The organism is Burkholderia sp. KL41, assembly GCF_057005415.2.
Genome location: NZ_CM174447.1, coordinates 3,271,995 through 3,284,071 on the forward strand (window position 1 = coordinate 3,271,995; position 12,077 = coordinate 3,284,071).

Annotated in this window: 13 protein-coding genes and 1 pseudogene; 7 read left to right on the top strand and 7 right to left on the bottom strand. The window is 66.4% G+C overall.

The window, feature by feature from the left end; genetic code table 11:
- Nucleotides 1-61: 61 nt before the first annotated feature.
- From PQB87_RS32065 to PQB87_RS32080, 4 genes are all read right to left on the bottom strand, one after another.
- Complete coding sequence (locus PQB87_RS32065; protein WP_059688591.1) at nt 62-385, bottom strand: winged helix-turn-helix domain-containing protein; 324 nt, start codon at nt 383-385, stop codon at nt 62-64.
- Between the two features lie 120 nt (nt 386-505).
- Nucleotides 506-1,015 carry a molybdopterin-dependent oxidoreductase gene (locus tag PQB87_RS32070; RefSeq protein ID WP_489243283.1) on the bottom strand — a complete coding sequence of 170 codons (510 nt, stop codon included), beginning with the start codon at nt 1,013-1,015 and terminating at the stop codon, nt 506-508.
- Nucleotides 1,016-1,146: 131 nt separating this feature from the next.
- On the bottom strand, nt 1,147-1,914 hold the full coding sequence (locus tag PQB87_RS32075; RefSeq protein ID WP_059860826.1) for a DeoR/GlpR family DNA-binding transcription regulator: 768 nt from the start codon (nt 1,912-1,914) through the stop codon (nt 1,147-1,149).
- A gap of 43 nt (nt 1,915-1,957) precedes the next feature.
- Nucleotides 1,958-2,638, bottom strand: a complete 681-nt coding sequence (locus tag PQB87_RS32080) for an MgtC/SapB family protein (protein ID WP_027789870.1) — start codon at nt 2,636-2,638, stop codon at nt 1,958-1,960.
- 268 nt (nt 2,639-2,906) lie between these two features.
- Here PQB87_RS32080 and PQB87_RS32085 point away from each other — a divergent pair, with 268 nt between their 5' ends.
- The 4 genes from PQB87_RS32085 to PQB87_RS32100 all read left to right on the top strand — a co-directional run bounded on the left by PQB87_RS32085 (nt 2,907) and on the right by PQB87_RS32100 (nt 7,356).
- On the top strand, nt 2,907-3,851 hold the full coding sequence (locus PQB87_RS32085; protein WP_489243284.1) for a choline ABC transporter substrate-binding protein: 945 nt from the start codon (nt 2,907-2,909) through the stop codon (nt 3,849-3,851).
- Between the two features lie 23 nt (nt 3,852-3,874).
- Nucleotides 3,875-4,555: an HAD family hydrolase gene (locus tag PQB87_RS32090; RefSeq protein WP_021159955.1), complete on the top strand. Its 681-nt coding sequence runs from the start codon at nt 3,875-3,877 to the stop codon at nt 4,553-4,555.
- Between the two features lie 168 nt (nt 4,556-4,723).
- On the top strand, nt 4,724-4,861 hold the full coding sequence (locus tag PQB87_RS32095; RefSeq protein ID WP_226127085.1) for a hypothetical protein: 138 nt from the start codon (nt 4,724-4,726) through the stop codon (nt 4,859-4,861).
- Nucleotides 4,862-4,905: 44 nt separating this feature from the next.
- A complete protein-coding gene (locus PQB87_RS32100; protein WP_489243285.1) occupies nt 4,906-7,356 on the top strand; it encodes a phosphocholine-specific phospholipase C in 2,451 nt (816 codons plus the stop codon).
- 115 nt (nt 7,357-7,471) lie between these two features.
- On the opposite strand, the gene PQB87_RS32105 is transcribed toward PQB87_RS32100, so the two are convergent.
- Complete coding sequence (locus PQB87_RS32105; protein WP_258403993.1) at nt 7,472-7,600, bottom strand: hypothetical protein; 129 nt, start codon at nt 7,598-7,600, stop codon at nt 7,472-7,474.
- Nucleotides 7,601-7,680: 80 nt separating this feature from the next.
- Nucleotides 7,681-8,844: a porin gene (locus tag PQB87_RS32110; protein ID WP_489243286.1), complete on the bottom strand. Its 1,164-nt coding sequence runs from the start codon at nt 8,842-8,844 to the stop codon at nt 7,681-7,683.
- A 747-nt stretch (nt 8,845-9,591) separates the two neighbouring features.
- Here PQB87_RS32110 and PQB87_RS32115 point away from each other — a divergent pair.
- Both PQB87_RS32115 and PQB87_RS32120 read left to right on the top strand, forming a co-directional pair.
- Nucleotides 9,592-9,906, top strand: a pseudogene (locus PQB87_RS32115) (GNAT family N-acetyltransferase); the annotation flags it as partial.
- Nucleotides 9,907-9,950: 44 nt separating this feature from the next.
- Nucleotides 9,951-10,208, top strand: coding sequence for a GNAT family N-acetyltransferase (locus PQB87_RS32120; protein ID WP_489243287.1), 258 nt, complete (start codon nt 9,951-9,953; stop codon nt 10,206-10,208).
- A gap of 29 nt (nt 10,209-10,237) precedes the next feature.
- Here PQB87_RS32120 and tam read toward each other — a convergent pair whose 3' ends face one another.
- On the bottom strand, nt 10,238-11,023 hold the full coding sequence (gene tam / locus PQB87_RS32125; protein ID WP_489243288.1) for a trans-aconitate 2-methyltransferase: 786 nt from the start codon (nt 11,021-11,023) through the stop codon (nt 10,238-10,240).
- A 142-nt stretch (nt 11,024-11,165) separates the two neighbouring features.
- Between tam and PQB87_RS32130 the strand changes: the two genes are divergently transcribed.
- Nucleotides 11,166-12,062 (top strand): LysR family transcriptional regulator, encoded by an 897-nt coding sequence (locus tag PQB87_RS32130; RefSeq protein ID WP_021159947.1) that lies wholly within the window; start codon nt 11,166-11,168, stop codon nt 12,060-12,062.
- The last annotated feature ends 15 nt before the right edge of the window (nt 12,063-12,077 follow it).

Here is a 12,077-nt window from a genome sequence, read left to right on the forward strand (position 1 = left end):
TCAGTGCAAGCGCGTCGCCAGCATCAACAGGCCCCGGGCAAGCGCTCGCGCAGCACGCGCTTCAGCGCCGCACCATTTTCGTGAGCGCGGCGATTTCGTCGGCACACGCCGCGTAGGCACGCGCCTCGATCTCGCGATAGAGGCGGATGATCTCCTCGCCGACCGGCGTGAGCACGCTGCCGCCGCCGCTCTGCCCGCCATGCTCGGACACCGTCGCCGGCGATTTCAGCGAGCGGTTCAGCTCGTCCATCAGCAGCCACGCGCGCCGGTACGACATCTTCAGGCTGCGCGCCGCCGCCGAAATCGAACCGTGTTCGTGCACGGCTTCGAGCAGCGCGACCTTGCCCGGGCCGAGCGCGATCGTGTCGGCCTGCTGGATACGCATCCTGAATCGCACTTCAGGCTTGGGGTGTGCCGGTGTCTTCATGTTGTGCCGCCCTTTGAACGATGCGGGCAAGCATACACGATGGCCGATACGACGCATGCCGGCCGCCCGCGCGCCGGTTCAGACCTCGAGTACGCGGGCGACGATGCCGGCCAGCCGCTTCACATGGCGCGGCGCGGGCAGGAGGTCGGCGCCCGAGAACAGCAGCGGCGCGCCGTCGTCGATCGACAGCGGCGCGTCGCCGCATTCGAACGCGACGATCACGTGTTCGCCGACCGGCGTGTTGAACAGTTCATGCCAGGAAAACGTGACCGCGTAGCCGTCGTGCGCATGCGCGATGAACACCATGCGCTTGAAGTCGCCCGGCGTGTCGTTGCGCAGCCCGGCCGCGTCGAGCAGGTCCTTCAGCCGTGCGCCGCGATACGGTGCGACCGAGCGGATGAAGCGATTCGTCGTGAAGCAGCGCAGGTCGAACGGCCCGGCCGTCGCGCTCGCGTGCCGGCGCAGATCGTCGAGGGTCACCGTCATCGGCCGCACGAATGCGCCCGTCAGCGCGATCGAGCCTGCCGCCGCCTGTTGTGCCTGTTGCGCCTGTTGCGCCGAAAGCGCCGCCGTCCCTGCCCTCTCCATCGCCCGCCTCCATGACGGCCTGCCGGTGGGCGGGCCTGCGTCGTATCGGCGGATATATTACGCCGGGAAAAACCCGGCCGGCGGAATGCGCGCCGCATGAGCGGCATAACGGCGGCCGATCGAGCCCGGCACTACGACAGCACGATGTTCTTGACGACCTTCTTCAGGCTCTTGAAACTGTCGACCGATTCCGCCTTTGCATCCGTCACCAGTGCGCCGATCCGCGCCGGCTCGCAGAAGCTGATCCGGCTGTTCGTGCCGAGCTTGCTGAAATCAGCCAGGATCGCGACGTCCGCCGCGTTGCTCACCATCGCGCGCGCCACTTCGGTTTCCATCCGGTCGTAGTTGGTCGCGCCGCGGACGGCATCGACGCCGACCGGCGACAGCAGCGCAAGATCGGCGCGATAGCGGAAGATCTCGGCGACCGTGCCGTCGCCGACGGTCGCGGCCGCGCGGGTGCCGATCATCCCGCCGAGCAGGATCGTCTCGTTCCTCGCCTGCCCCGGGTCGCTCGACCGCATCTTCAGCGCGACGTCGATCGAGTTCGTGACGATCGTGAGGCCCGACAGCTTCGCCAGTTCCTCGGCCAGCAGCGTCGTGGTCGTGCCCGCGTCGATGAACAGCGTCTGCGAGCCCGTGACCAGCCTGGCCGCCGCGCGCGCGATCGCCAGCTTCGCCTTCACGTGGGTCTGCGCGCGTTCGGCGATCGGCGCTTCGTCGCCCACCTGCACCGCGCCGCCGTGCACGCGCTTCAGTTCACCGAGCGCTTCGAGATCGACGAGATCGCGACGCACGGTTTCCCGCGACACGTTCAGGTCGGCCATGATCCGGTCGGTGGAAACCCGCTGCATCTTCGATAACAGAAGCCGGATTCTCTGGTATCGCTCTTCTTGCCACATGGAATGTCCTCGGAATGAACGTCAATGTTATTCGAACGGCGAACTACGCAGCGCTCTCCTCCAGTTTTTTGATGCCGACGAGGGTCTGCAGGGATTGACGCACCGCCTGGCACTCGCTGCTCGTCATCTTCGAAAACACCACGTGGATGCGGTCGTCGTCCGGCGCGGCATCGTCCTGTTCGATGATGAACCGGACGATGCGCGCCTGGTCGATGCCGGGCATCGCCTGCAGCGACGTCAGCTTCACGGCGCCGCGGCTCGCGAGGATACGCACGCCCCAACGCTGCCGCGTCGCGAACAAGCGCTTCTCGATCGGCTTCAGGCCGGCCAGGATCGCGAGCACGATCGCCGTCGCGGCAATCGCGGCCACATACATGCCGCCGCCCACGGCCAGCCCGACCGCCGCCACGACCCACAGGCTCGCCGCGGTCGTCAGGCCGCGGATGATCTCGCCGCGCAGCATGATCGAACCGGCGCCGAGGAAGCCGATACCCGACACCACCTGCGCGGCGACGCGCGACGGGTCCAGCGACACGTTTTTCGCGTTCTGGACGTCCGCGAAGCCGAACGCCGACACGACCATCACGAGCGCGGCGCCCACCGCCACCAGCATGTGGGTGCGCAATCCGGCCGCCCACGACAGACGCTCGCGCTCGATGCCGACGAGGCTGCCCAGCAATGCCGCCAGCAACAGGCGGGACACGATTTCCAGCTGACTGATCATTCGAGATCTCCTTGCTTTGCCTGGTCCATCCGATGAAGCGCGGCCCGCATGGGGCCGCCGTCCGGTTCTTCCTGCCCGCCCCGCCCGTTGCCGCACCCGGCACCCGGCGAGTTGTATTTTTGTGCGATCTTGCGATTTTGTGCGTTCTAATATACGGTACGAAAAACTGCAAAGCCAGACCCAGGTTCGTTTGTTTCATCCGATCGGCACGATCAATCGTCAGACCATTCAGGCAACACGATCCGGAACACTTGCTTAGGAGACCAACATGATGAAGAAGGCATGGATGCTGGCCGCAACCCTGCTGGCGGCGCTGGCGACGGCCCCCGCTCACGCATCGGAAGGCGACGTCTGTAAAAAGGTGACGCTCGGCGACGTCGGCTGGAGCGACATCGCGGCCACCACCGGCGTCGCGATGATGCTGCTCGACGGGCTCGGTTACGAGGCGACCAAGACGATCGCGTCGCCGCCGATCGTGCTGGCCGGTGTGAAGAAGGCGCAGATCGACGCGTTCCTCGGCTACTGGGATCCGAGCATGACGCCGACGGTGAAGCCGTTCGTGGACGCCGGTGCCGTCCACCAGTTGCCGGAGCCCAACCTGGTCGGCGCGCGCTATACGCTCGCCGTGCCGCAATACGCGTCCGACAAGGGGCTCAAGCGCTTCGCCGACATCGCCAGGTTCCGCGACCAGCTGGACGGCAAGATCTACGGGATCGGTGCCGGCAACAACGGCAACGCGCTGATCCAGCGAATGATCGACAGGAACGAGTTCGGGCTCGGCGGCTTCAAGCTGGTCGAATCGAGCGAGGCCGGCATGCTCGTGCAGGTGACGCGCGCCGTGCAGGAGCATCGGATGATCGTGTTCCTGGCCTGGGAGCCGCATCCGATGAACCTCGACTACCGGATCACCTATCTCGACGGCGGCGACACGGTATTCGGCCCGAACTACGGGTCGGCGAAGGTCTACACGCTCGTCACGCCCGGTTATCTCGAACGTTGCCCGAACGTCGGCCGGCTGCTGACCAACCTGAAGTTCACGACCGACGAAGAGAACCAGCTGATGGTGCCGATCATGAATCACGCGGACCCGGTCGCGGTGGCCAGGGAATGGGCGAAGAAGCATCCCGGCGTGCTGTCGAAGTGGCTCGACGGCGTGACGACCATCGACGGAAAGAATGCGAAGGATGCGATCGACAAGCTGATCGGCGCGTAAGCCCGCAAGACAAGGAACCCGGCATGTACAAGAATCTCGCGCTGTTCGATCTCGACCACACGCTGCTGCCGCTCGACAGCGACCAGGCCTGGGCCCGCTTCATCTCGCGGGTCGGCTGGCGCGAGGACGACGCGCACGCCGCGCTGATCGACGAGCACTACGGCCATTACGCGGCCGGCACGCTCGACATGAACGCGTATCTCGCCGTGACGCTCGCGCCGCTCACCCGCTATCCGCGCAAGGTGCTCGAGCGCTGGCATGCGCGGTTCATGGACGAAGTGATCCGTCCGGCGATCACGCCGCAGGCGCGCGAGCTGGTCGGGCGGCATCGCGAAAACGGCGATCTCTGCTGCATCGTGACGGCGACCAACGTCTTCGTCACGCGGCCGATCGCGGCCGAATTCGGCATCGAGCACCTGCTCGGCATCGAACTCGATACCGACGACGGCACGCCGGACGGCGCGTTTACCGGGCGCAGCACCGGCGTGCCGAGCTTCCGCGAAGGAAAGATCGTGCGCACGACCGCTTGGCTGGAATCGCTCGGCTACGCGCCGTCGGATTTCGAGCGCACCTACTTCTACAGTGATTCGATCAACGACGTGCCGCTGCTGGATTACGTCACGCATCCGGTCGCCACCAATCCCGATTCGAGGCTTTTGCAGGTGGCAGGCACGCGCGGGTGGCCTGTCATGAAGTTGTTCTGATTCGGGCGATATTCTCTGCTGTCCATTTTCATGTCGGGAGGGGTAATGAAATACGGAACACGCAGCAACGGCCTCGATCATTCAGGAATCCGATTCGAGTCGAATCGAAAGCATGTCGTCAGGTCGCGCCGTTCGGAAAGCCGCTTTCCGCACTGGCGCGGCGTTTTCATGATCGCGTTGCTGTGCACGCTGGCCGCTTGCGGCGATGGCGACTCGGGCACCGCGGCCAACGTGGCGGCCGCGCGCGCGGCCGCACCGGGTTCGGCATCCACGCCCGTCCTGCACTGCGCGAGCGCGTGCCACTGACCGACGCTGGCCCCGGGGCCAGCCATCCACGACAGAGAGCGATCATGCAAAACAAACCCACGACACGACGTCAGTTCCTCGCCGATGCGTTGAAGCTCGCCGGCGCGACCGCGATCACGGGCATGCTGCCCGAAAGCATCGCGCGCGCCCAGGCCATTCCGGCAGCCACCGTCACCGGCACGATCCAGGACGTGAAGCACGTCGTGATCCTGATGCAGGAAAACCGTTCGTTCGACCACTACCTCGGCACGCTGGGCGGCGCACGCGGCTTCGGCGATCCTCGGCCGGTCGTGATTTCGAGCGGGTATCCGGTGTGGCGCCAGCCCTGGCTGACGTCCTACGTGTTTCCGTTCAACCCGTCCCCGCCCTCCGGCACGGCGAACGGCGACACCTACTACGGCGACCTGGACCACAGCTGGAACGGCACGCACAGTGCCTGGAACAACGGCCGCTACGACAACTGGGCCGACGCGAAGACCAGCGGCACGATGTACTACTTCACGCAGAAGGACATCCCGTTCTACTACGCGCTGGCGAGCGCGTTCACGGTGTGCGACGCGTACCACTGCTCGATGCTCGGCCCGACGGACCCGAACCGCCTGTATCTGTGGACCGGGTGCTGCGGCAACGTCGCCGGTTACTCGCCGTACACGACGAACACGATGACGGGCACCGGCTGGACCACGATGCCGGAGCGCCTGAACACGGCCGGCGTCACGTGGAAGTTCTACCAGGACAAGGGCAACGGCCTGGATGCCGCACATGGCTACGGCGAATACAACGGCTCCAAAAGCGATCTCTGGTGGAACGGCAATTACGGCGACAACGTCATCCTGAACTTCAGGCAATACCAGAACCTCGGTGCAGGCGATCCGCTCGCGCCGGCGCTCAACGGCACGCAGATCGACCCGTCAGGCGGCGGCAAGGAATACGACACGAACCTCTTCAGCCAGCTGCGGGCCGACGTCGCCAACGGCACGCTGCCGCAGGTATCGTGGATCGCCGCGCCCTACGCATACTGCGAGCACCCGTCGTGGGCCGCGAGCGGCGGCGAATGGTACGTCAGCAGCGTACTCGATGCGCTGACGTCGAATCCGGCGGTGTGGGCAAGCACGGTGCTGCTCGTCATGTACGACGAGAACGACGGGCTGTTCGATCACATGCCGCCGGCCGTCCCGGCCAGTTCCGCTGCCGGCACCGGCCGGTCCACGGTCTCGACGGCCGCCGAATTCGTCTCCGGCAGCGGCGCCGCATCGGACGGCTCGGCGAGCGGCGACGTGCCGATCGGGCTCGGCCCGCGCGTGCCGATGTTCGTGATCTCGCCATGGTCGAAGGGCGGCAAGGTCAATTCGCAGGTCTTCGATCACACATCGGTGATCCGCTTTCTGGAAGCGCGCTTCGGGCTACAGGAAACCAACATCACGCCGTGGCGACGCACGGTCTGCGGCGACCTGACGTCGGCCTTCGATTTCTCGAACGCCGACCGGACGGTTCCCGCGATCCAGCCGCCGGCAAGCAACATGAACCCGAACGGCTCGACCGTTCCGATCCCCTACCCGACCACCACCGCGGTGCCGGCACAGACGGCCGGCCGCAGCACCGCCTGCCGCCTGCCCTACGAGTTCTTCGTGCAAGGCAAGGTCAACCGCGCCGGCAACGCGCTGTCGCTGACGATGACCAACACCGGCACCGCCGGCGTCCACCTGCAGGCTTGGGTCGACGGCACGAGCACGATCCCCCGGCATTACACGATCGCGGCCGGCGCGGGCCAGTGCGCGACCCTGTCGGATTCGCTCGCGCTGAATGCCGGCGGCAGCTACGACTATTCCGTCTACGGCCCGAACGGCTTCCTGCAGACGTTCCGCGGCAGCATCGGCTCGTCCGGCAACACGGGATCGACCGCCGAAGTCAGCCTGTGCTACGACGTGGCCAACGGCAACGTGCAGATCACGCTCGACAACGCCGCCGGCTCGGCCGCGACGACGTTCCAGCTCACCGACAACGCGTACGGCATGAACACGCGGCAGTCGGTCACCGTCGCCGCCGGCGCGACGCAAGCCGTCACGTGGTACGGCGACGGCGGCTGGTACGACGCCAGCATCCGCGACGCGAACGATCCGAATTTCCTGCGCCGGGTAGCCGGCTGCGTGCAGACGCAATCCGGCACCCTGCTCACGGATTCGGCGATCGGCAATACCGGCAAGAAGTTCGTCGCGTCGCTCGCGTCGCAGGGCGCGACGTTCGGCACGCTGCGGTTCGACTATGTCGCGCCGCCGTGGAGCCACAGCCCGAAGAACTGGGTGGGCATCTTCGCGCATGGCGCGCAGCCGACCAAGGGCAGCTACAAGTCGTGGGCGTACCTGCCGAAGAGCACCGGCTCGCTGCTGTTCTCGTCCAAGGCCAACAGCACGCTGGCGTCGGGGCAGTACGACGCGTGGTATCTGTTCGACGACGGCTACACGCCGCTCGCGGGGCCCGTCACGATCAACATCTGACGGCGGCTTGACCGTGCCGTGCCGGCCGCCTGCATGGCGGCCGGCACGCATTCGGGCGCGACGTGCCGCGTTGTGCCCGAATGCGTTTCCCTTAGCCCTGCCCGCGCGACGGGCGCTACACGAGCAGATCCTCGTAGAACGCGCCGAACGGCCGCGTCGGGTGCGCGATCTGGTTTTCGAGGATCCATAGCCCGGCTGCCGGCGCCGCATCGAAATCGCCGAGGTTGCCGGCCTTATAGATCAACCGGTGCAGGGTCGCGCTTCGTCGCGCCCGACAGCAAAATCGGGCGCCCCGATGAAGCGCCCGCTCGCGGGTGAGGTCGATCAGAACTTGTGACGCAGGCCGATCCGCGTGACGAACTGCGTGTTCGCGCCCGCGTTGCCGATGAACGAACCCGACGAGCCGATCTCCGCCTGCACCGGCACCGCGCGCCCATTGATCGTATTGCTGCCCGACGCCTTCTGGTAGGCCGCGCTCACGTACACGTCCGTGCGCTTCGACAGCGCATAGTCGACCGCGGCGTTGACCTGATGCCACTTGCCGTCGAGGCGGCCGTCGAGCTTCGAGAACGTATAGCCGAGGCCGCCGCTCAGGGCCGGCGTGAACGCATAGCGGCCGCCGATTTCGTAGTTGTTCAGCTTCGACGATTCGCCCGACAGCGGCACGAACTTCGTATGCGTCCAGTTCGCCCACACGAGGGCCGCCGCGATCGCATAACGCGCGCCGACACCGACCGTCTCGAGATCGCGCAGCCCCTGCGTGTTGACGTTGGCGATGCTGACGCCGAACGCGGGCGTCGCGCCGTTCGGGAAGCGGATGTTCGTGTACGCGGCGCCGATGCCGAACGGCCCCTGCGCATAGTTCGCGCCGAAGCTGTATGCGCTCGACGAACCCTGCGAACCGTTCGTGCCGGTCGTGGTCGGCGTGCCCGCGAACTGCGTCGAGTTCGAGAAGCCGTACATCGCGCCGAACGTGAGGCCCGCAAAGTTCGCGCTCTGGAACTTCACGGCGTTGTTGATGCGGCTCGACGTCAGCTGGTCGAGATCGTTGATGTGATACGCGTAGTTGCCGGCCGGCGTCTGGCTGCCCATCGCGTAGTTCGCGCCGATGTAGTCGGTCGAGAACGAATACTGGCGGCCGAACGTCAGCGAGCCGATCCCGTTCTTCGACAGCCCGACGAACGCCTGCCGGCCGAACAGCGCACCGCCCTGGCCGATCGAGCCGTCACCGCTGCTGAAGCCGTTCTCCAGCACGAACAGCGCCTTCAGGCCACCGCCGAGATCCTCGGTTCCGCGAATGCCCCAGCGGCTGCCCGACGCGACGCCGTCACCGTACTTGACGAGCTTGCCGTGGCCGCCCGATGTCGCGACCTTGTTCGAATACGTGATACCCGCATCGATCAGCCCATAGAGCGTGACGCTGCTTTGCGCGTGCGCGGCGGTGCCGAACATCCCGAGTGCGGCTGCGGCCGCGATGGTCCTTTTCATGTTCACTTCCTGTTGTTGTCGACGCGCGCCTGCGTCGCAGCATGACGCGCGGCGTGTTGACGAATCACCGACTGATTGACGAACGCGAGCCACCGGATCGCCGCGCGCACATACGCCTCATGCACATGCACGATGCTTCGTTTCGGTACCGGTATGGGCTTGCTGATGTGGCATGCCGCGGGGCGGCCGCCTGTGTTGCAGCGTCGGCGCGCGTGCGCACCGATTGCGCATGCCGCGACGACGCGTTGCTCCGGCGATGCAGGTCAGAATCTCTTCCGGCTTTCGTGGAGCAGGTGGACGACGTGGCGCCTGACGACGTCACGACCTTCGATATATTTTTTGGAATATATCGAGTTGTCACGAAACGGTAAACAATTATTCGGGTTCCTGTCGTCTTTCCTCCACAGGCGGCCGACGGCCATCCGGATCGAAGTCGCGACGCACGACGGCCCGCATCGCGTCGATGCCCGCGACGGCCTCATGCCGAAATCCAGCATAATCAGGCGGTTGAAAGAGCGCCCTCGCCGGCGCGCGTACCCCGCACACGTTTGCGTCGCCATCCGGTTCACGGTTTGCCCGCGTTTCGCCGTCACGGGAGGAGCCAGTCTGTGCCGGTCTCGCGCGCGGCGAACTGTGCGGGCGCAAAAATCCGCAGCACGCACACACTCGATGCGGCGCACCTCACGATGCCGGCGATCGCAACACCGACGACACCACGCCATCCCGCAGAAGACAGGACACCGACACATGGACCGAGCCGAACACATCAGCATCGAACAGACGAGCGCGCTTCCCGCCGACGAACTGGATCGATGCGACTTCTCGTTCGACATCGCGTGGGAATTGAACGCGCCGTATCAGGACTTGCTCGATCTGCGCGCGCTGCCGGCGCGCCGCAAGCACTACGGCTTCGATCCGGCCGGCTGGGCGGACGAGGCGACCGGCAAAACGGCGCTCTTTCGCGCGACGGCCGGCGGCCGGCTCGCCGGGTTCGTGGCGATCAGCCAGAGCTGGAACGGGATGGCCGAGATCGCGGAGCTGGCCGTCGACCGCCGCAGCCGACGGCAAGGCATCGGACAGTTGCTGCTCGCGGCCGCCGAAGACAGTTGCTGCTCGCGGCCGCCGAATCCTGGGCGCGCAGCCACGGGTTCGGCTTCATGCGGCTGGAAACGCAGTCGAACAACGTCGCCGCGTGCAGCACCTATGCCCGCTCGGGCTTCGTGCTGGGCGGGCACGATCGCCTGCTGTACGCGGACGACGAGAACGACGGTGAAGTCGCGCTGTTCTGGTACAAGGACCTGCGCGACGGGCAGACCGCACGGATCCGCACGGTCGACCCGGAATCGATGCGGCCGGCGCGCTGACGCACCGCCGAACGCGCGTCACATCCGGATCATGCCCGCGTCGCCACGATGAACAGACGCGGGAACGGCAGCAGCACGGTGCCGTCGGCAAGCGCCGGATAGCCGCCCGGGCCCGCGATCGAGTCGCGATACCGCGCGAGAAACGCCGCGCGCTCGCCGTCGTCGAGCGCCGCGAGGAACGGCCGCAGCGCGCTCCCCTTGAACCACTCGACGACCGCATCGGCACCGCCGCGCAGCGGGTGGTAGTAGGTCGTGCGCCACACGTCCACGCGCGAGCACAGCGGCGACAGCAGCGCGTGGTAATGACGCGCATCGAACCGCTCGGTGCGCGCCGCGCCTTTCAGCTTGTCCGCCCACGGCCCGGCCGCGGCGACCTCGCGCATCAGCCGATGCGCGGGTTCGTCGAGGTTGTCGGGCATCTGCACCGCCAGATGGCCGCCCGGCGCGAGCCGGCCGACGAGTGCCGGAAACAGCGTGTCGTGCGCGGGCACCCATTGCAGCACCGCATTCGCGAGAATCAGGTCGTAGCCGCCGGGATCGTCCCACGTGGAAATATCCACGACGTCGAAACGCAGGTCCGGCAGGCGCTTGCGCGCGGCGTCGATCATGTCCTCCGACGCATCGATTCCGTGGACCGTTGCGTCCGGCGCACGCGCGATCAGCGCCTCCGTCGAATTGCCGGGCCCGCAGCCGATGTCGATCGCGGTACGGATCGGCGTGTTCGGCACAGCGGCAAGCAGATCGCGGATCGGCCGCGTGCGTTCGTCCTCGAATTGCACGTACTGGGCCGCGTATCGATCGAGTGGGGTCGTCATGTCGTTCTCCTCGTGGTCGGCGTGGACGGCCGTGCCGCTGCCGGCGTGCGCGGTGCGGGGGGGACCGTCGATGCGAAGCATTCTGCGGTCATCGTGAAGTTCAGTAAAATGAATTTAATATCGTGATTGATTCAAAATTCTGATGAAGATCGACACGCTCGGTGTTCAGGCTTTCGTCGCGATCGCCGACGGCGGCAGCTTCCGGCAGGCGGCCGATACGCTGCACGTCACGCAGACGGCCATCACGCAGCGGCTGCGCAAGCTCGAAACCTTTCTCGGCGTCGCGCTCGTTGAGCGCACCACGCGCCGCACCACCCTCACCGAAATCGGCCGGCGCTTCCTGCCGCAAGCGCGCCGGCTGCTGAACGAGCTGTCCGACGCGCTCACCGAAATTCGCGAAACCGGCCTGAGCCAGCGCGGCGACGTCACGATCGCGTGCGTGCCGACGGTCGGCGTGCAATACCTGCCCCGCATCCTGCGCGCATTCTCTGCGCACCGCCCGCACGATCGCGTGAAGATCCTCGATCACGCGTCGGCGTCGGTGCTGCAGGCCGTGCTGCATCGCGAGGCCGAGTTCGGCATCGGCATCGCCGGCGACCAGCATCCCGAACTGGTCAACGTCCCGCTGACGAGCGACCCGTATGTACTCGTGTGCCGCGACGATCATCCGCTCGCGAAGCGGCGGCGCATTCGCTGGGCCGCCCTGCAACCGCATCCGCTGATCTTCGCCGGCGAAGTGAGCGGCAATCGCGGGCTGCTCGACGGCGCGCTGAAGACGAGCGGCGTGTCGCTGCATTCGTTCTACGAAGTACAGCGCAGCTCGACGGCGCTCGGGCTCGTCGCGGAGGGGCTCGGCGCGGCGGTGGTACCGAAGCTCGCGATCCAGAAAAACGCGTACCCGATGATCCGCACGATCGAACTCGTCGAGCCGGCGGTGTCGCGCACGCTCGTGCTCGTCACGCGCCGGAGCGCGCAACTGTCGCCGGCCGCCCGTGCGCTGTACGACATGATCGTCGAACAGGCGACACCCTCTCGATAGTGACAGTCCCGCGTC